Origin of the sequence: Streptomyces sp. STR69, from assembly GCF_024519455.1 — a bacterium.
Taxonomy (GTDB): Bacteria; Actinomycetota; Actinomycetes; order Streptomycetales; family Streptomycetaceae; genus Streptomyces.
On record NZ_JALJRY010000019.1, the window covers coordinates 1 to 24286 of the forward strand.

A 24286-nucleotide genomic window follows, 5' to 3' on the forward strand; every position below is an offset into this window, starting at 1 on the left:
GCCGACAAACACCCGAACCAGCGGCACCGGGCAGCACCCGGAGTCGGTCTCACACACGACAACTCCCGCCACACCACCCGCTTCACGGTGATCGGCAACCACCTCGCCCAACACTCGAAACTGTCGGCCCTCGCCATCGGACTCGGCGTCTACATCCAGTCCCTCCCGGCAGGGTCCCGCGTCGACATCAAGACGCTCGCGGCCCGTTTCCCGGAGGGCGCGACCCGAATCGCCGCCGCGCTACGGGAGCTGGAAACCCACGGCTACCTCCGCCGCGAACGGCACCGTGTCCCCGACGGCCGCATCATCACCCGCACAATCTCCTGCAACCAGCCCGGCGGCGACCGTAGAGACCACACGGAACCCCACACGCCACCGAAAGCACCCGCGCCCCGGCGCGAACGCGCACCCCGCAAGCCGCTTCCCGCCGTACCGCGCCCCGCGTACCCGGCCCCCGCCCTCCTCCAGACCGCCACCGACCTCCTCGCAGACCTCCGCCGCCACAGCCCCGACCTCCTCCTCTCGGCCTGCGACACGGCCCACCTCGCCCCAGGAGTCGCAGCCTGGCTGGAGCGAGACGTCACCCCCACCGCCGTACGCCACGCACTCACCACAGACCTCCCACCCGAAGGACTACGACGGCCAGCAGCCCTCCTCGCCCACCGCCTGAACGCCCAACTCCCGCCCCCACCACCGTTCCGCACCCCGGGCCCACCACCAGCCGTACGACACCCCCTCCAGAACTGCGACAACTGCGACCGCGCATTCCGCGCACCGACCCCGGGACATTGCCATGACTGCCGCACCGCCGTTGCCGCCGCCTGAGACCCTTGTGTCCTGTTCTCCGACCTCGGGCTCGTTACGCTGGCCGGGGCACACTCTGGAGGACACCATGAGCACTCAGGCCGACCACGGGCACGACTTGATCCCCCGTCCCGAGCTGACTCCCGATGCCCTGCGTGCTGCCCTTGCCGTCGTCGCTCCGGGCCAACTGGACGAGATGCAGGCCATGAAGGACGACGCCTTCGCCAAAGCGGTCGAGTGGCAGTCCCTCAGCCCGGTGCAGAGCTGGGTCCTGATCTGGGCCAGGAACATCGAGATCGCCCGCCGCCCAGAGCTGTCCAGCCGCTACGCCCAGGCGAAGAACAACCTGGAACACGAAGATCCGGTCGTGGCGAGGGAGGCCCTGGGGGAACTGAACGCGGTCCTCGACGAGGCAATGAAGGCTGTTCGCGGGTGAGCTGGAAATGGGAGTACGCCTTCGGCGCCGAAGAAGCCGCCCGAACGGCTCCCGCAGACTTCCTCGCCGCCGTGGAACGCAGGACGCAGTGAACGCGTCTACGTCGTCCAGATCACGTATCTGGGCTTCTGAGCCGTCCCCGCCGCGCACTCCCAGCCCTACGAGTGCCCCAGCTCCGCCGAATCCTCGTCCACGCCCACCGGCACCGACCCCGAGTCCGCCGCAGGCCGCAGCGGGAACGGGTCGACCATCGTCTCGTCGATCACCGGGGCCGGGGGCTGGGGCGGTTTGGGCATGACGGCTGCTTCCGAGTGGCCGCCGCAGCCGTAGGACAGGGACACGACGTGGCCGTCGGCGGGGGAGAACTCGTTGGCGCAGACGCCGAAGGCCTGGCCGAGGGAGCCGCCGACGGCGACCAGGAAGCCGCAGCTGACGCAGGCCGCGGGGGCCGCCTGGGCCATCGGGGTCTTGGAGCCGAAGCCGTCCTCCCAGCGGTCGGCGGCGACGTGCAGGCCGTAGCGGGAGAGGACCCGGGCGCGGCGGATGCCCAGTTCCTCCGCCACCGCCGCGATCGAGCCGCGGGTGGGGGCCACGGGGAGGGTCGCCGGCGTCCCCGCCGTCACCTCCGCGTCCTCCGCCTCGACCAGTTCCGCCATCTCCTCGGAGACCGCGGAGTTCGGCGGGGGCTCGTCCTCGCCGGTGTAGCCGGGCTCCAGGCGCAGGTCCTCGGCGTCCGTGGGGAGCAGGTCGCCGGGGCCCATGTCGCCGGGGCGCAGGCGTTCGCTCCACGGGACCCATTCGGGGGCCAGGAGGGAGTCGGGGCCGGGGAGCAGGACGACCTCGTCCAGGGTGATCAGTTTCGCGCGGGACGCCCTCGCGACCGTCACCGCCCAGCGCCAGCCCCGGTAGCCGAACTCCTTGCACTCGAAGAAGTGCGTGACCACCCGGTCGCCCTCGGATTCGAAGCCCGCGTGTTCGCCGACCACGCCGGGCGCGGCGGCCTCCTCGGCTGCGGCACGGGCGAGGTCGACGGCCTCGGCGCACAGGCGGTCGGGGGTGCGGCTTCGCGTGGTCGCTGCGCTCACAGGTATCGCTTCTCTCCTACGCCGTCTCACGGGTGCGCCTGTTGCGGCGAAGGGAGCGGACGGAGCGGCTGAAAGACATGTACCAGGCCCTTGGGGGCACTGGTGGAGGGCCGCGTCGACGTCCGCGCCCGATCGCGCTCGGGCACGCCTACGCCATCCATTCTGCGGGATGGCCGAGAGGCGCGCGGCCGAGAACAATCGCCACGGCGCGCTACGCACGCTACCTTCTCCCGGGCCATGCGCCCACACCGACGGCCCCTTGGGCGCTGCGCGGCGATCAAACCGAGACCTGTGCAACCGCCGGCCGAAGACCTGTGCAACAACACTGAATCCACCCCAGCAAGCCGCCATACGTGCGGTAACGGCACTACTCGCGCCGTTCTCGGGGCACTATGACGGGGTGGCAGCCGCGAGGTCGCCCCAAGGTGCCACCGGTGTCGGTGGAGCCAAGGGGAACATCCGAGGTGGCGGTTCGGGCCGGGTCGGCGGCTCCGTCCGCGCGATGGGTCGTGCCCTGCACTTCCCCGTCACCGGTACGGCCCGGGGAATCCGCAAGGCGACCCATGCGCACGGCGCGGGCGAGTCGGGCCTCGGCCGGCTGATCGAGCTGCACGCGGTGAACGGCGCCGGCGATGTCATGATCACCGTCGCTCTCGCGTCGACCGTCTTTTTCTCCGTGCCGACCGATGAGGCGCGGGGGCGGGTCGCCCTGTATCTCGCGATCACGATGGCGCCTTTCACTGTTCTCGCGCCGGTGATCGGGCCCCTTCTCGACAAGCTTCCGCACGGGCGCCGCGCCGCGATGGCCGCCGCGATGCTGGCCCGTGCCCTCCTCGCGCTGATCATCTCCGGCGCGGTCGCCAGCGGCAGCCTGGAGCTGTATCCGGCCGCCCTGGGTGCCCTGGTCGCCTCGAAGGCGTACGGCGTCGTCAGAAGCGCCGTGGTGCCCCGGCTGCTGCCACCCCGCATCTCCCTGGTGAAGGCGAATTCCAGAGTCACCCTCGCCGGGCTCCTCGCCACGGGTGTCGCCGCCCCGATCGCGGGCGGCCTGCACGCCGTCGGCGACCCCTGGCCGCTCTACGGCGCCTTCGTGATCTTCGTGGCGGGTACGGTCCTGTGCTTCTTCCTGGACCCCAAGGTCGACTCCGCCAAGGGCGAGGACACGGCGCTCCTCGCGGCCGACGAGAACCATCTGCACGGCCCGCATCCCAAGGAGGTCAAGCGGCCGGGGCTGCGCACGGTCGGCATCGCCGTGACCCACGCGCTCGGCGCCAACGCGGCGCTGCGCTGGCTCTCCGGCTTCCTGACGTTCTTCCTCGCGTTCCTGCTGCGCGAGCATCCGATGACCGGGCAGAGCGCGGCCGTGTCGCTGGGCATAGTCGCGGTGTCGGCGGGTGTCGGCAACGCGCTCGGTACGGCCGTGGGATCCGGGCTGCGGCAGCGGGCGCCGGAACTCATCATCGTGACCGTCGTCGCGCTGGTCCTGGGCTCCGCGATCACCGCCGCGATCTTCTTCGGCGCCGTCCTGGTGGCGTGTCTCGCCGCGATGGCCGGGTTCTGCCAGGCGCTGGCCAAGCTGTCCCTGGACGCGCTGATCCAGCGGGACGTGCCCGAGCTGGTGCGCACGTCGGCGTTCGCGCGCTCGGAGACGATGCTCCAGATGGCCTGGGTGCTGGGCGGCGCGATCGGCATCGTGATGCCGCTGAACGGCGCCCTCGGCTTCACCCTCGCCGCCGCGGTGATCGCCCTGGGCTGGCTGACCACCCTGCGCGGCCTGCTCTCCTCGGCACGGCACGGGACCGGCGGGCGCCCGCGAGTCGCCTGACCCACAGCACCCGGTACCGCAGCGAACACCCACGAGTGGCCGACCCGCACCACCCGGCACGGAACCGAACGCCCGCGAGTGGCCTGACCCGAGATCACCCGGCACAGTGGCGGCGGACGCCCGCGAGTGGCCTAACCCTCGGTCCCGGCCCGGCACGCCGCACCCCACGTGGGGGGAGGACTGGACGGGCCCGATAGCCTTCGCTCCATGACCATGCAATCCGCTGTGCGACGCCGCCGCGCCGTCGCCGCCGCCGGCGCCGTTTCCGCCGGACTGCTCGTCCTGTCGGCGTGCGACAAGCCGACGCCGATCTCGACGATCACCGTCGGGAGGAACTCGGTCCACACGGAGGCCACCTGCTACAACGACGGCGACGCGGTGAAGACCGCGGACCTGGCGAAGTGCCTGAAGGCCTCCACGTCGATCTCGGTCGACCCGGACGAGACCGTGCGCTTCGGTGTCGACCCGAAGATCGCCGACAACGGCTGGACGATCCTGATGAACGGTCAGCCGCTGACCGACTCCAGCAAGAAGACCTACCGGACGATCCCGGGCAGCGTGTTCTTCAACACCCAGTACGGCGCGACCGGCAACTCGACCGTCGTCTCCATCAAGGAGGGCGACAAGACGGTCAAGGGCCTGTGGTCCTTCAGGTTCAAGAAGGACTCCTGACCACGTCGTCCCCACGCATCCTTGTCGCCACCGCCGTCCCGGTCGAACGGGACGCGGTGGCACAGGCGTTGACCGGCCCCATGTGGGATGTCCTCGCCGTCGGGGTGGGTCCGGCCGCCGCTGCCGCCGCCACCGCGACCGCCCTCGCCGGCACCCGCGGCACCCCGTACGACCTCGTCGTCTCCGCCGGGATCGGCGGCGGTTTCCAGCCCGAGGCACCCGTCGGCTCCCTGGTGATCGCCGACGAGATCACCGTCGCCGACCTGGGCGCGGAGACCGCCGACGGGTTTCTCCCGGTCACCGAACTGGGCTTCGGCACCGTCACCCACCGTCCGCCGGCCGCACTCGTACGAGCGCTGGCGACCGCGACCGGCGCCCGCGCCGGAACCGTACTGACCGTGTCCACGGTGACCGGTACGGCCGCCCGTGCCACGGAACTCCGCGCCCGCCACCCCCGGGCCCTCGCGGAGGCGATGGAGGGCTTCGGCGTGGCCGAGGCGGCCGTCGCCCACGGCATCCCCGTCCTGGAACTGCGCGCGGTCTCCAACCCCGTCGGCCCGCGCGACCGCGCCGCCTGGCGCATCGGCGACGCGCTCGCGGCCCTGACCGAGGGATTCGGGAAGTGCGCACCCGTACTGGAGAGTTGGGAACAGGTATGACCCCTTCGACCGAGCCTCTGCAGACCCAGCCTTTGCAGATCGCCTACTCCCCCTGCCCCAACGACACCTTCGTCTTCGACGCGTGGGCGCACGGCCGGGTGCCGGGCGCGCCCGTGCTCGACGTGACCTTCGCGGACATCGACATCACCAACGGCATGGCCGAGCGCGGTGAGTTGGATGTGCTGAAGGTGTCGTACGCCGTGCTGCCGTACGTGCTCGACGAGTACGCGCTGCTGCCCTGCGGGGGCGCGCTGGGGCGGGGGTGCGGGCCGCTGGTCCTCACCCGCGAGCCGGGGGATCTGACGGGCCGTACGGTCGCCGTGCCGAGCGAGCGGTCGACCGCGTATCTGCTGTTCCGGCTCTGGGCGGCGGACACGGTCCCGGGCGGGGTGGGCGAGATCGTCGTCATGCCGTTCCACGAGATCATGCCGGCCGTGCGGGACGGGAAGGTCGACGCGGGGCTCGTCATCCACGAGGCGCGCTTCACGTACCAGAACTACGGGCTGCACAAGCTCGCGGACATGGGCGAGCACTGGGAGAACACGACGGGGCTGCCGATCCCGCTGGGCGCGATCATCGCCAAACGGTCCCTGGGCGAGGCGCAGTTGAACCTGCTCGCCGACTCGGTCCGGTCGTCCGTCCGCGCCGCCTGGGACGACCCCGAGGCCTCCCGCCCGTACGTCATGGCACACGCCCAGGAGATGGACCCGTCCGTCGCCGACCAGCACATCGGCCTGTACGTCAACGAGTTCACCGCCGACCTCGGCGAGGACGGATATGCCGCGATCCGGGGGCTGTTGACGCGTGCGGCGGCCGAGGGGCTGGTGCCTGCGCTGGGGCCGGACGCGCTCACGTTTCCCTGATTCGGTGGTGCCGTCCCTGGGGGCTGCGCCCCCAGACCCCCATCGGCCCTGAAGGGGCCTCGTCCTCAAACGCCGGACGGGCTGGATATGACCGGCCCGCGCCAAGAAGACCCCGCACGCTGAATCTCCCGGACATCTACACGTCCAACTGGTCCGCCACCGCCCGCAGCAGGCCCGCGATCTTGCCGCCGGAGGCCTTGTCGGGGTAGCGGCCCTTCTCCAGCATCGGGGTGATGTTTTCGAGGAGGGTCGTCAAATCCTGGACGATGGAGGCCAGTTCGTCCGGCTTCTTGCGCTGGGCCGCCGCGACCGAGGGGGTCGGGTCGAGCAGCGTGACCGAGAGTGCCTGGTCGCCGCGCTGACCGGCGACGACCCCGAACTCCACGCGCTGTCCGGGCTTCAGGGCGTCAACTCCGGCCGGCAGTACCGAGGAATGGACGAAGACGTCGCCGCCGTCGTCGCGGGAGAGAAAGCCGAAGCCCTTCTCACTGTTGAACCACTTGACCTTGCCGGTGGGCACGTCTGTCCTCGTCCTCGTACTCGTCGGAAAACTGCTCGGAAAACGCTGGGGAACTGCCGGTACCAAGGCTAATGGTCTTCAGGCCGGTGACAAGACGTCGCCGGACTGTTCCTGTGCGCAGGGAACTACCCTGGTCGAGTGCGTGACAAAACCCAAACGAATTCCGCCGTGGCCGGTGACCGACTGATCCGTGCCGGTGCCATCGTCTTCTTCGTCGGTGCGGTGGCCACACTCGTCACCGTGGTACCGCTACTGCTCCACACGACGCCTTTTCCGACGTACATGTACCTCTTGAGCATGCTCATGGGCGTCGGATTCCTGCTCGCCGCGGCCGGCGTACTCCAGTCCGTGGCCGCCGGCCGCCGTCAGGCGCGTGCCACGAGGTAGTCCGAAAGCCATCGGGGGAACTCGGTGAGATCGCCGAGCACAACATCCGCACCGGCCGTCCGCAACTCCTCCGTATCGCACGGCCCGGTCGCGACCCCGACCGACAGGGCGTCGGCGCCGCGGGCACCGCGCACGTCCCCGACGTGGTCGCCGACGTAGACGCTCGCGCCCTCCTCGCGCAGCGCCTCCGCCTTCCGCTCGGCCCACAGATCGCCGATCACCGCGTCGGCGTCGATGCCGAGGTGCGCGAGGTGCAGTTTCGCGTTGGGCTCGTACTTCGCGGTGACGACGACCGCCCGCCCACCGGCCCCGTGTACGGCCGCTATCGCCTCGCGGGCGCCGGGCATCGCGGGGGTCGCGGCGATGGCGATCGACGGGTACATCCCGCGGTACAGGTCGGACATGGCGGGCACCTGGTCCGCCGGGAACCAGTTGATCAACTCGTCGGCGAGCGGCGGCCCGAGCCGGGTGATCGCCAGATCGGCGTCGATGTACGTCCCCGTCCGCTCCGCCAGCGCCAGATAGCAGGCGTGGATGCCGGGCCGGGAGTCGATGAGGGTCATGTCGAGGTCGAAGCCGACGGTCGGGGCGGGCAGGGCGGGCGGGGCGGAGTGCTGAGCGCGCGAGGTCATATGGGCCATTGTGCCCAGTGCCTACGACAACCCCGCCGGCCCCACCGGCCGGTCTACCGCTGCCGTTGTGAGCGCCACACCAGGAACAGCGCCGACGCGACGGCCGCGCCCCGCACCACCCACGGCCAGGTCTGGGAGATGGCGTCGTTCATGTGGCCCTGGGCGACCGGGGTGCCCCAGCGGCCGTCGTTGCGGCCCCAGAGCCAGACGATCCCGGCCACGACGGCCGCCGTCGGCATACCGATCACCGCCCACTTCGTCTCCGCGTCGGTCAGCCGCCGGGAGGCGTACGCGATGAGCCAACCCAGCAGCAGCGCGAACCAGTTGCCGAGTACGGCGCCCACGACGAGCAGTGCGGCGGCGATCAGGAGGAGGGGGTTGGACCAGCCTCCGGTGGGGAGGCGGGGGACGACGCGGCGCCGGCGGGCGGGGGCTTCCGGTGCCTGCTCGACGACCGGCGCGGTCACCGGTTCCGGTTCCTTCGCCGGTTCCTTCGTCAGCTCCTTCGGAGTCTCTTTCGGCGGCGGGGGCTTGAGCAGTTCCGGGATCTCCCCCCCGCCGGTGAACCCGGGCACGCCGTCACCGAGCGCGAACCCGTTGCCCGCCACCCGCCACCAGTCCGGCTGCAGCACGCTGTCGCCGAGCTCGGCCGCGCTCGCGAGGTGCGGTGGGGCGGCGGAGTTGTCGGGTTCCGGTGCGGGGGCGGCCTTGGTGGGGCGCGGTCGCGGTACGACCCGGCGCAGGCCCTTGGGCCGCAGATCGTCCTCGTGGTCGCGCTGTACGGGTACGGAGGTGGACGGCGCCCGGGGGACACCGGCGCCGGTGCCGGCCGCGGCGACGACCTCGTCCGGGGTGCCGAGGCCCTTCAGGATGCGCTGGACGGCGGCGGGAGTGTCGGCGGTGGCTCCGGCGCGGCGCCGGTCGATCTCGTTGCGCAGCTCCGACACCAGCCGCATCCGGGTGACCGAGGGCAGCTGGCGTTGCTGCGCGACGTCACCGACGCGGCTCAGATACTCGTAGACGACCTGGTCGCTCTCGATACCCACGAAGTCCCCTCCGGGGCGGGTGCGTTGGATACCCCGTGGTGACAGACGTTACCGCCAGCGGGCCCGGTGCCGGGAACCTCACGTCGTGCACGCTCCCCCACGGTCACACCCACCCGCTACCGTGGGTCGGATGAGCACTCCGGCCACGCCGCCCCGTTCGCTCGCGGAGGCACTCCGAACCAGGGACGACGCCTCCCTGGCCGCGCTGCTGCGCAGCCGCCCCGACCTCATCACGCCCGTGCCCACCGATCTCACCCAGCTCGCGACCAGGGCCGGTACGCGCGCTTCGGTGGTGCGGGCGCTGGAGCGGCTGGACCGTTTCACGCTGCAGACGGCTCAGGCGCTGGCCGTGGCGGCGGACCCGGCGCCGTACGACGAGCTGCTCGGGCTGATGGCGGGCGACGTGCGCGATCCGGCGGTGGTGAACGCGCTGCCGCGTGCCGTCGCGGCGCTGCGCGAGCAGGCGTTGGTGTGGGGTGCGGAGGACCGGCTGCGGCTGGTGCGGACGGCGCGTGAGCTGCTGGCGCCGGCGCCGCAGCATCCGTCGCCGACCGGGCTCGGTCCTACGGTCGCGGAGGCGACGGCGGGCATGTCGCCGGGCCGGATCCAGGAGATCGTGACGGCGGCGGGCCTGCCCTCCACGCATGACCCGGTGTCCGCGGTGGCCGCGCTCACCAAGCTGTTCACGGCCCGGCGGCGGATGAAGACGCTGCTGGCCGGCGCCCCGGAGGAGTCCCTGGAGGTGCTGAACCGGCTGGTCTGGGGGCCGCCGTACGGGCAGGTGACGGCCGACCCGGCGGCCCGGCTGCGCTGGCTCATCGACCGGGGTCTGCTGCTGCCGACGGCGCCCGGCACGGTCGTACTGCCGCGTGAGGTGGCCCTGTATCTGCGGGCCGGGCGGGCGCACCGGGAGACGGAGCCGGTGGCGCCGCCGGTCGAGGCGAAGGCGACGCACCGTCCACAGGTCGTGGACGCGGCGGCGGCCGGGCAGGCGTACACCGCGCTGGCGACCGTCGAGGAGCTGCTGAAGGACTGGGACGAAGGCGGGCCGGCCGTGCTGCGGGCCGGTGGCCTCAGCATCCGCGACCTGAAGCGGACCGCCGTCGCGCTGGACCTGGCGGAGCCGGTCGCCGCGTTCTGGGTCGAACTCGCCTACGCCGCGGGCCTGTTGGCGTCCGACGGCGAGGCGGACGAACGGTATGCGGCGACCCCGGCCTACGACGAGTGGCTGGAGCAGCCCGCCGCGCAGCGCTGGACGCACCTCGCGGAGACCTGGCTGACGGCGACCCGGACGTCCGGGCTGGTCGGCGGTCGGGACGCGAAGGAGCGCACGCTGTCGGCACTGGGCCCCGGCCTGGACCGCTCGGCCGCCCCGGAGGTACGGCACCGGGTGCTCACCCTGCTCGCCGCGCTTCCCGAGGGCACCTCGCCGTCCGCGGAATCGGTGCTGGCCCGGCTGCGCTGGGAACGGCCGCTGCGGGGGACGGTCGGTGCGGCGCCCCAGTCCGACGACGACCTGCGCAGCCGCCTGGCCCGCTGGACCCTGAACGAGGCCGAGCTGCTGGGCGTGACGGGGCGGGGCGCCCTGTCGGGGCAGGGGCGGGCGTTGCTGGGGGCGGCGGCGGGTGGCTCGGCGGCGAAGGGCGCGTCGGCGGGTGCCGGGCGGGCGACGGGCGGTGTGTCCGGTCACGCGGCCTCCTCCGCCTCCGCGGCCTCCTCCGCCTCGCCTTCCGGCGCCGGTGACAAGCTCCCCGTCCACCACCGCACACCCACTCCCCCCGAGCCGCTCTCCCCGGCCGAGCAGGCCGTGGCGAGTGCCGCCGCTGCCCGGCTGCTCGCTCCGCTGCTGCCCGAGCCGTTGGACCATGTCCTGCTGCAGGCGGATCTGACGGCGGTGGCCCCGGGCCCGTTGCAACGGCCGTTGGCCGATGTGCTGGACGTGCTCGCGGACGTGGAGTCGAAGGGCGGTGCCACGGTCTACCGCTTCACACCGGGCTCGGTGCGCCGCGCCCTGGACGCCGGCCGCTCGGCCTCCGACCTGCACGACTTCCTCACCGCGCACTCCCGTACGCCTGTCCCGCAGCCCCTCGCCTATCTGATCGACGACGTGGCCCGCAGACACGGTCATCTGCGGATCGGCGCGGCCTCGGCGTATGTGCGCTGCGACGACGACGCGGTGCTCAGCGAGATCCTCGCGGACAAACGCTCGGCGGGCCTGCGTCTGCGCCGCCTCGCGCCGACCGTGCTGGCGGCGCAGGCCGATCCGGCGGCGCTCCTGGACGGGCTGCGCGCGATGGGCTTCGCGCCTGCCGCCGAGTCCGCGGACGGCGATGTCGTCATCACCCGTGCCCATGCCCACCGCACCCCGCCCCGCACGGCTCCTGAGCCCGTGCCGGACGGCCCGCCGACCCCGGACACGACCCTCCTGTCGGCGGCGATCCGCGCGATCAGGGCGGGCGACCGCGCCTCCACCACCCCGCTGAAACCGTCGACGACCCCGGCCCCGGCCGGTGAACTCCCCCGCACCGGCTCCGCCGAGACCCTCGCCACGATGCAGGCCGCCGTCCTCACCGGCACCGCCCTCTGGATCGGCTACGTCAACGCCGAGGGCTCCGCCAGCCAGCGCGTCATCGCGCCGATCCGCGTGGAGGGCGGCTTCGTCACGGCGTACGACCACACGGCGGACGAGGTACGGACGTATCCGCTGCACCGGGTGACGGGGGTCGCGGAGCTGGCGGAGGGGTAGGGGGGTGGGTCTGAAAAAGTGTGTCACTTTCGCTCAGAAGCGTCACACTTTTTCAGAGAAGGGTGTCCGCCCCGGCCGCCTCCCCTCGGCTCAGATAGCGCTCCAGCGCGCCAACGGCGTCCGCCACGAACGTCGGACGCCGGGCCATCTCCCGCAACTCGCCCTCCGTGACCCACGCGTGCCAGGCGATCTCGGCCGGGTCGGGGCTGATGTCCGTACGGACGACCGCTTCATGGACGCCCATCCAGTACGGGCTGATCTCGCCCCGGCACAGGTACTTGAAGGCGAACCGGACCGGCGCCACCACCCCGAGTTCCTCGGTGAGTTCACGGGCCGCCGCCTCCTCGTAGGTCTCCCCGACCTCCGCGGCGCCGCCGACCAGGAAGTTGTACTGCCCCGGGAACCGGGACATGTCCGCCGCCCGCCGGTGCACCAGGACCCGGCCCGCCCCGTCCCGGCACACAGTCGTCGCGACCCGGTGCAGCCAGTGGTGCGCGATGGCCTCGCCCCGGTCCACCGTGCCGACTGTCCGGTCGTGCTCGTCCACCCGTTCCACCAGTTCTCCCATGGCCCCACCCTCACAGAGCCCGGCCGTGATCATCGGCCGGTAGTGCACACTTGACGTTTGGCCGTGCGGAAGGGATGTGTACGTACGTGAATGGCCCCCTCATCGTCCAGTCCGACAAGACCCTGCTTCTTGAGGTCGATCACGAGCGAGCCGACGACTGCCGGCGCGCCATCGCGCCGTTCGCCGAGCTGGAGCGGGCGCCCGAGCACATCCACACCTACCGGGTGACACCGCTCGGGCTGTGGAACGCGCGGGCCGCCGGGCACGACGCCGAGCAGGTCGTGGACGCGCTGGTCGAGTACAGCCGGTATCCCGTGCCGCACGCGCTGCTGGTGGACATCGCCGAGACCATGGACCGCTACGGCAGGCTCACGCTCTCCAAGCACCCCGCGCACGGGCTCGTCCTCACGACCACCGACCGGCCGGTGCTGGAGGAGATCCTGCGCTCGAAGCGGATCGCCCCGCTGGTCGGCAACCGGCTCGACCCCGACACCGTGGCCGTGCACCCCTCCGAGCGCGGGCAGATCAAGCAGGTGTTGCTGAAGCTGGGCTGGCCGGCGGAGGACCTTGCCGGCTACGTCGACGGCGAGGCGCACGCGATCGAGCTGGACGAGAACGGCTGGGCGCTGCGGCCCTACCAGAAGCAGGCCGTGGAGAACTTCTGGCACGGTGGCAGCGGTGTCGTCGTGCTGCCCTGTGGGGCGGGGAAGACCCTCGTCGGCGCGGGCGCCATGGCGCAGGCCAAGTCGACCACGCTCATCCTCGTCACCAACACCGTCTCCGCCCGGCAGTGGAAGCACGAGCTGATCAAGCGGACCTCCCTGACCGAGGAGGAGATCGGCGAGTACAGCGGGACCCGGAAGGAGATCCGGCCCGTCACCATCGCGACCTACCAGGTGCTGACGACCAGGCGGAAGGGCATCTACCCCCACCTGGAACTCTTCGACTCCCGCGACTGGGGGCTGATCCTCTACGACGAGGTGCACCTGCTGCCCGCGCCCGTCTTCAAGTTCACCGCCGACCTCCAGGCCCGGCGCCGCCTCGGTCTGACGGCGACACTCGTCCGCGAGGACGGCCGGGAGTCGGACGTGTTCTCCCTCATCGGGCCGAAGCGGTTCGACGCGCCCTGGAAGGAGATCGAGGCGCAGGGCTACATCGCGCCCGCCGACTGTGTGGAAGTGCGCGTCAACCTCACGGAATCCGAGCGGCTCGCGTACGCCACCGCCGAGACCGAGGAGAAGTACCGCTTCTGTGCGACCACCGCGACGAAGCGGAAGGTCACGGAGGCGATCGTGCGCCGGTTCGCCGGTCAGCAGATCCTTGTCATCGGTCAGTACATCGACCAACTCGACGAGCTGGGCGAGCACTTGAACGCGCCGGTGATCAAGGGTGAGACGTCCAACGCCCAGCGGGAGAAGCTCTTCGGTGCCTTCCGCGAGGGCGAGATCAGCGTCCTCGTCGTCTCCAAGGTCGCCAACTTCTCGATCGACCTGCCCGAGGCGACCGTGGCCATCCAGGTCTCCGGCACCTTCGGCTCCCGCCAGGAGGAGGCCCAGCGCCTCGGCCGTGTCCTGCGCCCCAAGGCCGACGGCCACAAGGCCCACTTCTACTCGGTCGTCGCCCGCGACACGATCGACCAGGACTTCGCCGCCCACCGCCAGCGCTTCCTGGCGGAACAGGGTTACGCGTACCGGATCATGGACGCGGACGAGATCCTCGCGGAGAGCTGAGCCCGGGAAAGCCGTAAGCGGTCGCCGTAAGTGGCCCCGGAGTCACTTACGGCGTATGCCCGCTTCCTCGCCGTACTCTCCGAGGACGACCACGCTGAACGCGGCGCCCGCGAACACTTTTATGGCGCGCAGGGCATTGCCGAGGCGATGGGGGTGGCTGCCACCCGTGGCCGGTGTGGCACCGGACGGGCGGACGGGGACCGGGTGGATGGTTGCTGCGCTCATGAATCCATGGTGCGTCTTGGGACATAAGGTCGGCATCGGCCCAGAGAGCCAACCTCAAAGCCGCCCGTGTACGCCTCCGGGCTGACCCGTTCCCCCGCCGGGTGGAGGGGTCGTCCCCTAGGGGACGCAGGGGGACGGAAAACGATTGGCCCTCACCGGGCCCGCGTCACTAAACTCTCCGCTCTTGCCCGCCTCCCCGCAGGGAGTGCCGCCGCCCGGACGGAAACCGGCCGGCATCCACCGAGCACGCACCCAGCAGCCGCACCAGCAGGCCCTCCGGAGGCACCCCCTTGTCCACGCCCGCCGCCGACCCCGTCGGCGATCCCCTCGACGCCTCGCTCGACGATCCCCTCGCCCGCGAACGCTCCCACCTCGCCTCCTCCCGTTCCGCGCTGCGCGCCATGCGCGAGGACGTCGAGTCCCTCGACATCAAGGACGTCTCCGCGAACTGGGTCAACGCCGAGGTCCTGGCCCGCCAGATCGACGAGCGCATCAAGGCGCTGGCCGACCTCAGCGACACCCCGCTGTTCTTCGGCCGCCTCAACTACCTGCACGCACCCGGCGCCGAGCAGGCGGAGGGCGCGGGGGGCGAGCAGTTCTACATCGGGCGCCGGCATGTGCACGACGGCGACGGCGACCCGATGGTCATCGACTGGCGGGCGCCGGTCTCGCAGCCGTTCTACCGGGCGTCGAAGAAGGACCCGCAGGACATCTCGCTGCGCCGCCGCTTCGGGTACACGGGCGGCGACCTCACGGCGTACGAGGACGAGCACCTCATGGACCCGGCCGAGGCCGCCGCCACCAGCAAACTGCTCCAGCAGGAGATCGAACGGCCGCGCGTCGGCCCGATGCGCGACATCGTCGCCACCATCCAGCCCGAGCAGGACGAGATCGTACGCAGCGGGCTGGGCGGCACGGTGTGCGTGCAGGGCGGGCCGGGCACCGGGAAGACCGCCGTCGGCCTGCACCGCGTCGCCTACCTCCTCTACGCCCACCGCGAGCGGCTGGCCCGCACCGGCACCCTCGTCATCGGGCCGAACAAGTCCTTCCTCCACTACATCGAGCAAGTGCTGCCCGCGCTGGGCGAGTTGACGGTCCGCCAGGGCACGGTCGACGACCTGGTCGCCCATGTCGAGGTGCGCGGCACGGACGAGGCACCGGCCGCGGTCATCAAGGGCGATGCACGGATGGCGGAGGTCCTGCGCAGGGCCGTCTACTCCCACGTGAGCATCCCGGCCGAGCCGGTGATGGTGGTGCGCGGCTCGCGCCGCTGGCGGGTCCCGGCGTACGAACTGGAAGACATCGTGCGGGAGTTGCTCGACCGCGACATCCGCTACGGCGCCGCCCGCGAGGCCCTGCCGCAGCGCATCGCGCATGCCGTGCTGGTGCAGATGGAGCGGTCGGGGGAGGCGCCGGACGACCGGGTGCAGGACGCCGTGGCGCGCAACGCGGCGGTGAAGGCGGCCGTCAAGGCGGTGTGGCCGCCGGTCGAACCGGAGAAGCTGGTGCTGCGGCTGCTCACGGACGCGGACTTCCTCGCCGCCCACGCGGACGGAATCCTCGACGAGGACGAACAGAAGACGATCCTCTGGTCACAGCCCGGACCTGGGAAACGGGCCGTGCGCAGTGTGAAGGCCGCCAAGTGGTCGGCCGCGGACGCCGTGTTGATCGACGAGGCGACCGACATCGTCCAGCGGACGCACTCGCTCGGGCATGTGGTGCTCGACGAGGCGCAGGACCTCTCCCCGATGCAGTACCGGGCGGTGGGCCGCCGCTGCACCACCGGTTCCGCGACCGTCCTCGGCGACCTGGCGCAGGGCACCACGCCCTGGGCGACGCGGAGTTGGGACGAGGCGCTGGCCCATCTCGGCAAGTCGGACGGTGTGATCGAGGAGTTGACGGCCGGTTTCCGCGTACCTACGGACGTCATCACCTACGCCTCCCGGCTGCTCCCCCACATCGCACCGGGCCTGACCCCGGTCGCCTCGGTCCGTGAGAACCCGGGCTTCTTCGACCTCCGCGAGACCGGCGGAACGGCCGAAGTGGTAGCCGCCTGCGAGGAGTTGCTGCGCAACGAGGGGTCGACGGGCCTGATCGCGGCGGACGCCCGTGTCCCCGAACTGGCGGAGGCCCTGACGGCGGCGGGCATCGGCTACATCGACCCGGGCGAGGAGACCACCGTGGACACCCGTCTGACCCTGGTCCCGGCCTCGCTCGCGAAGGGCCTGGAGTACGACTACGTGGTCCTGGACGAGCCGCAGGCCGTGGTCGACGGCGAACCGGACGAACGCACCGGCCTGCGCCGCCTGTACGTCTCCCTGACCCGAGCGGTGTCGGGCCTGATCGTCACGCACGCGGCCCCTCTGCCGCCCCAACTCGCCTAGTCGGGCAGGGACTTCAGCAGGGAGTCCAGGAGGCCGGGGAACCTCGCGTCCAGGTCGTCCCGCCGCAGCTGCACATAGCGGTTGCGGCCGACGGCCCGGGTCGAGGTGAGCCCGGCCTCTCGCATGATCTTCAAGTGGTGCGAGACGGTCGACTTGTGCAGATGGGCGACGCCCAGCGCCTCGGGCGCACAGCTGAACTGCTTCCCCGTCGAGTACACCTTCAGCAGCCACAGCCGCACCGGGTCACCGAGCGCCTGCAACACCTTGACCAGCTCGATGTCCTCGACGTCCGGCTGCGGCAGCCACTCGTTCTCCGCCTCGCTCACGCGCGCATCCCTCTCCGTACCATCTCCGTACCGTTTGACAATCATCCAACAGTCTCTATTGTTTGACCAACGTCAAACCGTTGCGCAGTCCTGCGCCGGACGCACCTGGGGGACCCGTGCGCCTACGCCTGCTCCTGCTCGCCCTCGGAACCTTCGCCGTCGGAACCGACGGCATGGTGACGGCCGGCATCCTGCCGCTCGTCGCCCGCGATCTGGACGTCTCCATCTCGGTCGCCGGCCAGATGGTCACCGTCTTCGCTCTGTCCTACGGCGTCCTCGCCCCCGTCCTGGCCACGGTCACCGCGCGCTGGCCGCGCCGCCGCGCCCTGCTCACGGCGCTCGCCGTCTTCAGCGCCGCCAACGCCCTTACGGCGCTTGCCCCTTCGTACGACGCCCTGCTGGCGACCCGCGTGCTGGCCGCCGTAGGAGCCGCCCTCTACACCCCCACCGCGAACGCCGTGGCGACGACCCTGGTGCCGGCCGAGCGGCGCGGGCGGGCGATCGCGGTGGTGATGGGCGGGCTGACGGTCGCGACCGCGCTCGGGGTGCCGCTGGGCACCTGGATCGGCCGTACGGACTGGCGGCTCACGATGTGGCTGGTGACCGGGCTCGGGGTGGCCGCGTTCGTGGGGCTCGCCGTGCTGCTGCCCGAACTCCCGCAGCCCGCCGCCTCGTTGGGCCTGCGGGCGCGGTTCGCCCCGCTGGCCGACCGGCGGGTGCTGGGCGCGGCCGGCACCACCTTCCTGGTCTTCCTGGCCTTCCAGACGACGTACATCTACTACACGGTGGCCACCCACCCGGCGACCCAGGGCTCCCAGGACAGGCTGACCCTGCTGCTCCTGGTGTCCGGCTGCGCGGCGGTCGTGGGCTCGACGGTGAGCGGGCGGGTGATCGACAGGTGGGGGCCGCGGGTGGTGATCCTGTCGGCCAGCACGGCCTACGTGGCGCTGGCGGCAGCCTCCCCGTGGACGCTGCGCACGATGCCGACCGCGCTCGCCGCCTCCGCGCTCGCCCCGGTGTTCGGCTGGTCCATCATGGTCGCCCAGATCACCCGCGTCACCGCGCTCGGCCCCGCCAACGCACCCGTGCTGATCTCCCTCAACAGCAGCGCCCTCTACCTGGGCATGGCCGCAGCGGGCGGCACGGGCAGCCTGGCGCTGAGCCTGTTCGGCGACCGCTGGTTCCTGCTGGCGGGGGCGGGACTCGCCCTGCTGGCGACGGTCGTCGCGGCCCTGACGACCCGGCCGGCACCGCAGCCGCAGGTGTCCGCCAACACCCCGGTACCGGCGCGCACTTGAGAGCGTGCGCGGCGGGAAGCGGTGGGCACCGCCTCAGCCGCCGAGCGCCGCCCGCCACTCCGCCACCGCCGCCGCCGACACCGGCCGCCCCCAGCCCTCCGGCCGGGCCGCCCCGCCGATGTGGAAGGCGTCGACCCCGGCGGCGCGCAGGGTGGGGACGTGGTCCAGGCGGAGGCCGCCGCCGACCAGGATGCGCTGTTCGTAGCCGGGTTCGCCGTGCAGGGCCGCCTCGCGGAGCAGGGCGGGGAGGCCGTCGTCGACGCCGTCGGCCGAGCCGGCGGTGAGGTAGGTGTCGAGGCCGGGCAGGTCCGCGAGCTGCTTGCGGAGGGCGTCGCGGTCGGCGGCGCGGTCGATCGCGCGGTGGAACGTCCAGGCACAGCCGTCCAGTTCGGCGACGACGCGTTCCACCGCGTCCAGGTCGACCCCGCCGTCCGGGTCGAGGAACCCGAGCACGAACTGGTCGGCGCCGGCGGTCCGCAGCTCCCCGGCGACCCGTACCAGGCGGTGCACGTCGCCCGCGGCGAAGCCGTCCGCGAGGCGGATCATCACGCGCAGGTCGATGTCCACGGCGGCACGGATCGCGGCGAAGGTCTCGACCGGCGGGGTCAGTCCGTCGGCCGCGATGTCGGTGACCACTTCGAGGCGGTCCGCGCCTCCGGCCTGGGCGGCGATCGCGTCCTCGGCGCCGAGGGCGATCACCTCCAGGACTGCACGCGTGCTCATAGGACCCCTTCCGTCGTGTTCCCTGGAGCGGCTACAGGTCTAGTCCAATCTCAGGGTACGCGGGCGGACCGGGGGCCGCGAGATCGCCCCCGCGAACGGTGAATGACGACGGGCGAACAGCGGTCTACGGCCATGAGCCGAAGATGTTCAGTTCGGCCGGCTCCGCCCCCGCCAGCTCGTACACCGTCCCGTCCGGCACCGGGCGCCCCGAGTACAGCCGTACGAGCGTGGGCGCGTCGCCGATGTACCGGGCCGGGGTCCGTTCGCCCGACACATCGCCCAGCCGCAGCGGATCGTCCCGGTCGTCGAGGTCGGCGTGGAGAGGCTGGCGGCCTCTCTGACGGGTCACAAGGCCGAGAAGGGTTAGAGCGGACCCCAGCCTTTCGCCCCCATAGGCCCCGGGCTCGCCGAGCGTGTCCCGTACGTCGCCCGCGTGCACCCTCCCCCACTGCCTAAAGGGCGTGGGGGGACCCCCACCCGAACGCGACCGCGTCCAGGCCCCCGCCCGCGCGGGCGATCACCGCACCGGCCTCGGTCATCCCGCGCTCCAGTTCGTCGAGGACCCGCGCGTTGCTCCAGTCGGCGCGCTCGGCGATGTCCCGGTCGTTGGCCTCCGGCGAGAACACCCCCTCCTCGAACCGGCGCTCCACCACCCGGATCAGCGCGGACGAGCAGTGCGCGAGCACGTCCCGCACGGTCCAGCCCGGACACGCGGCGGTCGCCAGCGCGAAGTCCTCCTCGGCGCGGGAACGCAGCAGCGGGATCAGCGCGTCGCGCTCGCCGGCGAGGAGCCGTCCGGGCAGTTCGGGATCACGTACGTCGTGTGTCGTGTCGGCGTAAGTCATGGGTTCCACGCTAGGGGCGAGGCCGCGGGAGGAAAATAAGGACCATGGCCGATCTAGACGCCCTTCGCGCCCGCTGGACCCGTGCTCTCGAAGGAGCCCGGGCGCCAGGCGGCGGACCCGACCCGCTGCCGTACGCGGAGAACCTCCTCACCCGGTGGCGGGAACCGCAGCGGCACTACCACACGCTCACCCACCTCACGGCGGTCCTGGACCACATCGACGTGCTGGAGCAGTACGCCGACGACCCGGACGTCGTACGGCTCGCGGCCTGGTTCCACGACGCGGTCTACCTCCCCGACCGGTCCGAGAACGAGGAGCGGTCGGCGCGGCTGGCCGAGCGGGCGCTGCCCGAGGCCGGGGTGCCGGACGCGAAGACGGCCGAGGTCGCCCGCCTGGTCCGGCTCACCGTCACCCACGCGCCCGCCGACGACGACCGCAACGGCATGGTCCTGTGCGACGCGGACCTCGCGATCCTGGCCGCACCGCCGTCGGCGTACGCCGCGTACACGGCCGCCGTCCGCGAGGAGTACCACTTCGTCCCCAACGACGCCTTCCGAGAGGGCCGTTCAGCGATCCTGCGCCAACTCCTCACCCTCCCAAGGCTGTTCATGACTCCGCACGGGGCGGCGGAGTGGGAGGCGACGGCACGCTACAACCTGACGGGAGAACTGGCACTGCTGGGCTCGGCGGACCCGAGTGCCGGGTGAGGACGGCGAGTGGTGAACGATTTTTTCACGGCGGGTCGCGGGGCGCGGCCCGTATGCTCCCCGGCATGGGGACCACGGGCGCACCACAGCTGGAAGAGGCCGTAGCAAGTTGTCTCGCGCTGCTGAGCACGGCGACGGACCGGGACTGGGAAGACGTGAAGGCCGGCCGCCTGGAGTGCAGTTGCCGCTTCACCGCCCTGTACATCGCCAGTGATCTCATCACGTACGCGGGCCAGTTGGCCGGGCGCGCACAGCACGCCTACCTCCCCTTCAAGATCGCCCTCGACGACGGCACCGACAACTCCGGTGTCCTGGACGTGATCCGGGCGACCGGCACCCTCCTCGCCACCACTGTCCGTACCACCCCTCGCGAGGTGCGCGCCTTCCACCCGTACCCGTTCCGCAGCGCCAACCGCGAGGGCTTCGCCGCGATGGGCACCGCCGAGGTGCTGCTGCACACCCACGACATCGCCGAGGGCCTGGGGCTGGCCTACCAACCGGCCCGGAAACTGGCCGAGTTCGTCCTCACCCGGATCTTCCCGCACGTCCGCCCCGGCGCCGATCCCTGGCGCACCCTGCTCTGGGCGACCGGCCGCGGCGACCTCCCCGGCCGCACCCCCGTCACCGAGTGGCGCTGGCGCAACAACCTCGTCCTGCCCACCGAACGCCTCATCCTGGACGGCGTCCACCCGGCAGCCGCCGCCGACCTGGCCGCCGGCGGCGAAGGCGGCTTCGAGTGGATCGACGGCGGCCCCTTCCAGGGCACCCGTGAGGCCGCGACCTTCATGACGAAGGCGTACCAAGCAGGCCTGCACCGCCCGGAGTTCGGGGTGTTCGCCCTCGTCCGCCACGAGGACGGCCGCGCGATCGGCGGCATCGGCTTCCACGGCATCCCCGACGAGGAGGGCCGCGTGGAGGTCGGCTACGACCTGGTGGAGGGCGCGCGCGGCCAGGGCTACGCGACGGAGGCGCTGCGCGCGCTGACCGGCTGGGCCCTGGCACGGGACGACGTGCGCACCGTCCTCGCGACCGTCGAACGCGACAACCTCGCCTCCCAGGCGGTGGTTTCACGCGTGGGCTTCAAGCAGGTGGGAGAGGACGCCGACGAGCTGACCTACGAACTCGGCGACTGACCGGCCAACTCGACTACTCCGCCCGCCCCTTGGGCCTGCGCAGCCCCGCCGCCGTCAGCAGCCGCACCACCTCCCGGCTCCTGACCTCCACCGCCCCGGCGGCCACCGCGTCCGCGTAGCGATGCGACGGGATGTCGTAGTGATCCCGCTCGAAGGCCCGCCGCGGCACGCCCAACTCCTGGGCGAACAGGTGGAGTTCGTCGTACGACACATCACTGACGAGGTGGGACCACAGACGGCCGTGCCCCGGCCAGGTCGGCGGGTCGATGTACACGGTCACAGGGAACCCAGGTTTCCCACCGCGGCGACCTTCACGCCCGCCGGGTGGCAGACCCAGTGCGGGTCGGGTCCCAGCTCCGGTTCGACCTCCAGGGCGTGCGGGTCCCCGGCCGAGCAGACCGGGCAGAGCGGCCAGCGCCCGTACGCCTCCAGCAGCGCGTCCTGCACGTCCTGCGCGACCAGGCCGGCCACGTAGTCGACGCCCTCCGGCCACTGCTCCACCCACCACCGCCGCTGTACGACGGACTCCTCCACCATCGACACCACGTCCGCCGCCACGACCTCGCGCGCGGCCAGATCGGCGAGCACGAGCGCGCGAGCGGCGTGCAGCGCCTGCTCCAGGGGACTGATGGGGTCGCCGGTGGGTTCCATGCACCCATTGTGCGCACTCTTGACCACAACCCGGATCCGAAAATATCTTTCAAGAGTGACCCAGGACGTGAAAGAAATTTTCGGAAGCGCCTCCGGGAGTTCCGGGAGTACGCCGCCCGCGGCCCTGGCCGCCAAGGTGCGCACCCTCGTCCCCTCCATGACCCGCTCCATGCAGCGCGTCGCCGAGACCGTCGCCGCCGACCCGGCCGGCTGCGCGGCCCTCACCGTCACCGGCCTCGCCGAACTCACCGGCACCAGCGAGGCCACCGTCGTCCGCACCGCCCGCATCCTCGGCTACCCCGGCTACCGCGATCTGCGCCTGGCCCTCGCCGGGCTCGCCGCGCAGCAGCAGTCCGGGCGGGCGCCCGCCCTCACCACCGACATCGCGGTCGACGACCCGATCGCCGACGTCGTCGCGAAACTCGCCTACGACGAGCAGCAGACCCTCGCCGACACAGCGGCCGGCCTCGACACCACGCAGCTCGGCGCCGCCGTCAGCGCGCTCGCGGCGGCCCGCCGTACCGACGTCTACGGCATCGGGGCGTCCGGACTCGTCGCCCAGGACCTCACCCAGAAACTGCTGCGCATAGGGCTCATAGCCCACGCACACAGCGACCCCCACCTCGCCGTCACCAACGCCGTGCAGCTGAAGGCCGGGGACGTGGCCATCGCGATCACCCACTCCGGGTCCACCGGTGACGTCATCGAGCCGCTGCGAGTCGCCTTCGAGCACGGGGCCACGACCGTGGCGATCACCGGGCGGCCGGACGGTGCGGTGACGCAGTACGCCGATCACATTCTTACGACGTCCACGGCTCGGGAGAGTGAGCTGCGGCCGGCGGCGATGTCGTCGCGTACGAGTCAGTTGCTGGTGGTGGACTGCTTGTTCATCGGGGTCGCGCAACGGACGTACGAGCAGGCAGCGCCCGCGTTGTCGGCGTCGTACGAGGCCCTGGCGCATCGCCACAGGCGCTGAATCCCACGGTTCGGTGTCGTCTTTCAGGGGCGCGGGGAACTGCGCGACCAGCCCCCACCGGCCAGCAGACAAAGAACAACCGAAAGAGCCGCTTCTCCATGACCTCCACGTCCAACCCCCGTGACCTCCGCACCGAGTTGGAGTCACTCACCACCGAAGCCTTCCGTCCCGAACTCGCCGGGATCGATCAACTCCCCACCCTCGACATCGCCCGCCTCATGAACGCCGAGGACGCCACCGTCGCCGTCGCAGTCGCGCAGCGCCTCCCGGAGATCTCCGCCGCGATCGACGCCGTAGCGGAACGCATGGGAAGAGGAGGCCGCCTGATCTACATGGGCGCCGGTACCGCCGGACGGCTCGGCGTGCTGGACGCGTCCGAGTGTCCGCCGACCTTCAACACCGACCCCTCCCAGGTGGTCGGACTGATCGCGGGCGGCCCGGCCGCCATGGTCACGTCCGTCGAAGGGGCCGAGGACTCCCGGGAGTTGGCGGTGGCGGACCTCGACGCACTCACGCTCACCGCCGACGACACAGTGGTCGGCGTCTCCGCCTCCGGACGGACGCCGTACGCGATCGCAGCCGTAGAACACGCGCGGAGCGAAGGCGCGCTGACCATCGGCCTGTCCTGCAACGAGCACAGCGCGCTCGCGGCAGCCGCCGAGCACGGTATCGAGGTCGTCGTGGGACCCGAACTCCTCACCGGATCAACACGGTTGAAGGCGGGCACGGCCCAGAAGCTGGTCCTCAACATGCTGTCCACGATCACGATGATCCGGCTCGGCAAGACGTACGGGAACCTCATGGTCGACGTCCGCGCCTCCAACGAGAAGCTGCGCGCCCGCTCCCGCCGTATCGTCGCGCTCGCCACCGGCGCCGACGACGCGGAGATCGAGCGCGCCCTCGCGGCGACCGACGGCGAGGTGAAGAACGCGATCCTGGTGGTCCTCGCCGGGGTCGACGGCCCGACGGCCGCCCGCCTTCTGGAGGAGTCCGGGGGCCGGTTGCGCGCGGCACTGACCGCCGCGGGCGGCTGACCAGCACGCTC

General features: G+C 71.8%; 25 protein-coding genes and 1 pseudogene. 15 read left to right on the plus strand and 11 right to left on the minus strand.

Features of this window, described 5'->3' with window-relative positions; genetic code table 11:
• Positions 1-825: helix-turn-helix domain-containing protein (locus OC490_RS31060; protein ID WP_262061341.1), on the plus strand; the 825-nt coding region annotated here is incomplete at its 5' end.
• Between the two features lie 67 nt (positions 826-892).
• A complete protein-coding gene (locus OC490_RS31065; protein WP_262061342.1) occupies positions 893-1240 on the plus strand; it encodes a hypothetical protein in 348 nt (115 codons plus the stop codon).
• A 158-nt stretch (positions 1241-1398) separates the two neighbouring features.
• On the opposite strand, the gene OC490_RS31070 is transcribed toward OC490_RS31065, so the two are convergent.
• The gene (locus tag OC490_RS31070) at positions 1399-2325 is read right to left on the minus strand and encodes a DUF3027 domain-containing protein (protein ID WP_262061343.1); all 927 of its coding nucleotides are present in this window, start codon (positions 2323-2325) and stop codon (positions 1399-1401) included.
• A gap of 400 nt (positions 2326-2725) precedes the next feature.
• Here OC490_RS31070 and OC490_RS31075 point away from each other — a divergent pair, with 400 nt between their 5' ends.
• The 4 genes from OC490_RS31075 to OC490_RS31090 all read left to right on the plus strand — a co-directional run bounded on the left by OC490_RS31075 (position 2726) and on the right by OC490_RS31090 (position 6344).
• Complete coding sequence (locus OC490_RS31075) at positions 2726-4150, plus strand: MFS transporter (RefSeq protein WP_262061344.1); 1425 nt, start codon at positions 2726-2728, stop codon at positions 4148-4150.
• 207 nt (positions 4151-4357) lie between these two features.
• Complete coding sequence (locus OC490_RS31080; protein WP_262061345.1) at positions 4358-4822, plus strand: DUF2771 domain-containing protein; 465 nt, start codon at positions 4358-4360, stop codon at positions 4820-4822.
• Entirely contained in the window at positions 4792-5481 is a 690-nt protein-coding gene (locus OC490_RS31085; RefSeq protein WP_262061346.1) for a futalosine hydrolase, read from the plus strand. The genes OC490_RS31080 and OC490_RS31085 overlap by 31 nt, the downstream gene beginning before the upstream one ends.
• Complete coding sequence (locus OC490_RS31090) at positions 5478-6344, plus strand: 1,4-dihydroxy-6-naphthoate synthase (protein WP_262061347.1); 867 nt, start codon at positions 5478-5480, stop codon at positions 6342-6344. The genes OC490_RS31085 and OC490_RS31090 overlap by 4 nt, the downstream gene beginning before the upstream one ends.
• Before the next feature lie 136 nt (positions 6345-6480).
• Here the strand turns inward: OC490_RS31090 and OC490_RS49420 are convergent, their stop codons facing one another.
• Positions 6481-6864 (minus strand): cold-shock protein, encoded by a 384-nt coding sequence (locus OC490_RS49420; protein WP_019072514.1) that lies wholly within the window; start codon positions 6862-6864, stop codon positions 6481-6483.
• Between the two features lie 138 nt (positions 6865-7002).
• Between OC490_RS49420 and OC490_RS31100 the strand changes: the two genes are divergently transcribed.
• On the plus strand, positions 7003-7251 hold the full coding sequence (locus OC490_RS31100) for a hypothetical protein (RefSeq protein WP_043673562.1): 249 nt from the start codon (positions 7003-7005) through the stop codon (positions 7249-7251).
• Here OC490_RS31100 and OC490_RS31105 read toward each other — a convergent pair.
• Together OC490_RS31105 and OC490_RS31110 are read right to left on the minus strand one after the other, a co-directional pair.
• Complete coding sequence (locus tag OC490_RS31105; protein WP_262061348.1) at positions 7230-7883, minus strand: HAD family hydrolase; 654 nt, start codon at positions 7881-7883, stop codon at positions 7230-7232. The two genes, OC490_RS31100 and OC490_RS31105, sit on opposite strands and share 22 nt — an antisense overlap.
• Before the next feature lie 53 nt (positions 7884-7936).
• The gene (locus tag OC490_RS31110; RefSeq protein WP_262061349.1) at positions 7937-8929 is read right to left on the minus strand and encodes a hypothetical protein; all 993 of its coding nucleotides are present in this window, start codon (positions 8927-8929) and stop codon (positions 7937-7939) included.
• Between the two features lie 130 nt (positions 8930-9059).
• On the opposite strand from OC490_RS31110, the gene OC490_RS31115 reads away from it, so the two are divergent.
• Entirely contained in the window at positions 9060-11675 is a 2616-nt protein-coding gene (locus OC490_RS31115) for a helicase C-terminal domain-containing protein (RefSeq protein WP_262061350.1), read from the plus strand.
• A gap of 52 nt (positions 11676-11727) precedes the next feature.
• Here OC490_RS31115 and OC490_RS31120 read toward each other — a convergent pair whose 3' ends face one another.
• Positions 11728-12243, minus strand: a complete 516-nt coding sequence (locus tag OC490_RS31120) for an NUDIX hydrolase (RefSeq protein WP_262061351.1) — start codon at positions 12241-12243, stop codon at positions 11728-11730.
• Between the two features lie 86 nt (positions 12244-12329).
• On the opposite strand from OC490_RS31120, the gene OC490_RS31125 reads away from it, so the two are divergent.
• The gene (locus OC490_RS31125; protein ID WP_262061352.1) at positions 12330-13973 is read left to right on the plus strand and encodes a DNA repair helicase XPB; all 1644 of its coding nucleotides are present in this window, start codon (positions 12330-12332) and stop codon (positions 13971-13973) included.
• A gap of 42 nt (positions 13974-14015) precedes the next feature.
• On the opposite strand, the gene OC490_RS31130 is transcribed toward OC490_RS31125, so the two are convergent.
• A complete protein-coding gene (locus tag OC490_RS31130; RefSeq protein WP_086022036.1) occupies positions 14016-14198 on the minus strand; it encodes a hypothetical protein in 183 nt (60 codons plus the stop codon).
• A 290-nt stretch (positions 14199-14488) separates the two neighbouring features.
• Between OC490_RS31130 and OC490_RS31135 the strand changes: the two genes are divergently transcribed.
• Entirely contained in the window at positions 14489-16582 is a 2094-nt protein-coding gene (locus OC490_RS31135) for a HelD family protein (RefSeq protein WP_410099186.1), read from the plus strand.
• Here the strand turns inward: OC490_RS31135 and OC490_RS31140 are convergent.
• Positions 16579-16908, minus strand: coding sequence for an ArsR/SmtB family transcription factor (locus tag OC490_RS31140; RefSeq protein WP_262061353.1), 330 nt, complete (start codon positions 16906-16908; stop codon positions 16579-16581). The genes OC490_RS31135 and OC490_RS31140 overlap by 4 nt on opposite strands.
• 116 nt (positions 16909-17024) lie before the next feature.
• Between OC490_RS31140 and OC490_RS31145 the strand changes: the two genes are divergently transcribed.
• Positions 17025-18206 carry an MFS transporter gene (locus tag OC490_RS31145; RefSeq protein WP_262061354.1) on the plus strand — a complete coding sequence of 394 codons (1182 nt, stop codon included), beginning with the start codon at positions 17025-17027 and terminating at the stop codon, positions 18204-18206.
• Between the two features lie 33 nt (positions 18207-18239).
• Here the strand turns inward: OC490_RS31145 and OC490_RS31150 are convergent, their stop codons facing one another.
• Positions 18240-18929, minus strand: coding sequence for a copper homeostasis protein CutC (locus OC490_RS31150; protein WP_262061355.1), 690 nt, complete (start codon positions 18927-18929; stop codon positions 18240-18242).
• A 124-nt stretch (positions 18930-19053) separates the two neighbouring features.
• A pseudogene (locus OC490_RS31155) lies at positions 19054-19774 on the minus strand (maleylpyruvate isomerase family mycothiol-dependent enzyme).
• 44 nt (positions 19775-19818) lie between these two features.
• On the opposite strand from OC490_RS31155, the gene OC490_RS31160 reads away from it, so the two are divergent.
• A complete protein-coding gene (locus OC490_RS31160; RefSeq protein WP_262061356.1) occupies positions 19819-20481 on the plus strand; it encodes a hypothetical protein in 663 nt (220 codons plus the stop codon).
• 65 nt (positions 20482-20546) lie between these two features.
• A complete protein-coding gene (locus OC490_RS31165; RefSeq protein ID WP_262061357.1) occupies positions 20547-21614 on the plus strand; it encodes a GNAT family N-acetyltransferase in 1068 nt (355 codons plus the stop codon).
• Positions 21615-21627: 13 nt separating this feature from the next.
• Here OC490_RS31165 and OC490_RS31170 read toward each other — a convergent pair whose 3' ends face one another.
• Both OC490_RS31170 and OC490_RS31175 read right to left on the minus strand, forming a co-directional pair.
• Positions 21628-21894, minus strand: a complete 267-nt coding sequence (locus OC490_RS31170; protein WP_262061358.1) for a DUF4031 domain-containing protein — start codon at positions 21892-21894, stop codon at positions 21628-21630.
• A complete protein-coding gene (locus tag OC490_RS31175; protein ID WP_262061359.1) occupies positions 21891-22265 on the minus strand; it encodes a hypothetical protein in 375 nt (124 codons plus the stop codon). Before OC490_RS31175 ends, OC490_RS31170 begins: the two co-directional genes overlap by 4 nt.
• A gap of 55 nt (positions 22266-22320) precedes the next feature.
• Between OC490_RS31175 and OC490_RS31180 the strand changes: the two genes are divergently transcribed.
• The gene (locus OC490_RS31180) at positions 22321-23241 is read left to right on the plus strand and encodes a MurR/RpiR family transcriptional regulator (protein ID WP_262061360.1); all 921 of its coding nucleotides are present in this window, start codon (positions 22321-22323) and stop codon (positions 23239-23241) included.
• A 98-nt stretch (positions 23242-23339) separates the two neighbouring features.
• The gene (gene murQ / locus OC490_RS31185; protein WP_262061361.1) at positions 23340-24275 is read left to right on the plus strand and encodes an N-acetylmuramic acid 6-phosphate etherase; all 936 of its coding nucleotides are present in this window, start codon (positions 23340-23342) and stop codon (positions 24273-24275) included.
• Positions 24276-24286: the final 11 nt, after the last annotated feature.

Coding starts and splice junctions, on each gene's coding strand:
- OC490_RS31175 (WP_262061359.1), bottom strand. CDS start 22,265: ATGGAACCCACCGGCGACCCCATCAGTCCCCTGGAGCAGGCGCTGCAC.
- OC490_RS31120 (WP_262061351.1), bottom strand. CDS start 12,243: ATGGGAGAACTGGTGGAACGGGTGGACGAGCACGACCGGACAGTCGGC.
- OC490_RS31130 (WP_086022036.1), bottom strand. CDS start 14,198: ATGAGCGCAGCAACCATCCACCCGGTCCCCGTCCGCCCGTCCGGTGCC.
- OC490_RS31115 (WP_262061350.1), top strand. CDS start 9,060: ATGAGCACTCCGGCCACGCCGCCCCGTTCGCTCGCGGAGGCACTCCGA.
- OC490_RS31080 (WP_262061345.1), top strand. CDS start 4,358: ATGACCATGCAATCCGCTGTGCGACGCCGCCGCGCCGTCGCCGCCGCC.
- OC490_RS31090 (WP_262061347.1), top strand. CDS start 5,478: ATGACCCCTTCGACCGAGCCTCTGCAGACCCAGCCTTTGCAGATCGCC.
- murQ (WP_262061361.1), top strand. CDS start 23,340: ATGACCTCCACGTCCAACCCCCGTGACCTCCGCACCGAGTTGGAGTCA.
- OC490_RS31165 (WP_262061357.1), top strand. CDS start 20,547: ATGGGGACCACGGGCGCACCACAGCTGGAAGAGGCCGTAGCAAGTTGT.
- OC490_RS31105 (WP_262061348.1), bottom strand. CDS start 7,883: ATGACCTCGCGCGCTCAGCACTCCGCCCCGCCCGCCCTGCCCGCCCCG.
- OC490_RS31160 (WP_262061356.1), top strand. CDS start 19,819: ATGGCCGATCTAGACGCCCTTCGCGCCCGCTGGACCCGTGCTCTCGAA.
- OC490_RS31150 (WP_262061355.1), bottom strand. CDS start 18,929: ATGAGCACGCGTGCAGTCCTGGAGGTGATCGCCCTCGGCGCCGAGGAC.
- OC490_RS31065 (WP_262061342.1), top strand. CDS start 893: ATGAGCACTCAGGCCGACCACGGGCACGACTTGATCCCCCGTCCCGAG.